Origin of the sequence: Bacteroides sp. RTP31139st1_H2_RTP31139_211217 (assembly GCF_040227615.1) — a bacterium.
GTDB lineage: Bacteria > Bacteroidota > Bacteroidia > Bacteroidales > Bacteroidaceae > Bacteroides > Bacteroides uniformis.
Genome location: NZ_JBCNZM010000312.1, coordinates 1,305 through 2,005, shown reverse-complemented (window position 1 = coordinate 2,005; position 701 = coordinate 1,305). Strand labels below are relative to the sequence as shown.

Annotated in this window: 1 protein-coding gene and 1 pseudogene; one reads left to right on the top strand and one right to left on the bottom strand. The window is 42.9% G+C overall.

The genetic code is table 11. The annotated features are described in order from the left end of the window. A pseudogene (locus ABUA47_RS24425) lies at nucleotides 1–355 on the bottom strand (tRNA (guanosine(37)-N1)-methyltransferase TrmD); the annotation flags it as partial. An 89-nt stretch (nucleotides 356–444) separates the two neighbouring features. On the opposite strand from ABUA47_RS24425, the gene ABUA47_RS24420 reads away from it, so the two are divergent. Next, nucleotides 445–701: DNA ligase LigA-related protein (locus ABUA47_RS24420; protein WP_410520198.1), on the top strand; the 257-nt coding region annotated here is incomplete at its 3' end.

Here is a 701-nt window from a genome sequence, read left to right as displayed (position 1 = left end):
AATCTATCCCTTTGAAATGCCCGCAGAGAATGATGAGATTCTGGGCAAGGGAAAGAGTATTTGCCATCGGCTGATTGAACTGCTCACCATCGGGGGTCGTAAAGATAACCTCGTCATAATCCCGCTCGGCCTTCAAGGCGTTGATACACCGCTCTATCGGCTCTATCTTCATGACCATTCCGGCAAAGCCGCCAAACGGATAATCGTCTACACGACGGTACTTATCTTCCGTATAATCACGAAGATTATGGATATGTATCTCTGCAAGCCCTTTATTTTGAGCACGTTTCATGATGGAGCAGTTAAAGAATCCCTCAATCATCTCTGGCAAAACTGTGATAATGTCAATGCGCATATAACTTTATTTTAGCTATTTCAAGCTGCAAAAGTACAAATATTCGGGGAGAAACCCGTATTTTTGCGTTCAAACAATCCGAAAACCCTATGACTGTAAAAGAAAAAATAGACCAGCTCCGTGCGGAATTACACCAGCACAACTACAATTATTATGTGCTGAATGCTCCTGAAATATCCGACAAGGAGTTTGACGACCTGATGCGCGAGCTACAAGACTTAGAGAAAGAACATCCTGAATACCAAGATGATAATTCGCCCACGATGCGTGTAGGGAGTGATTTGAATAAGAACTTCACACAAGTGGCACACAAATATCCCATGCTTTCATTGGGAAACACCTATTC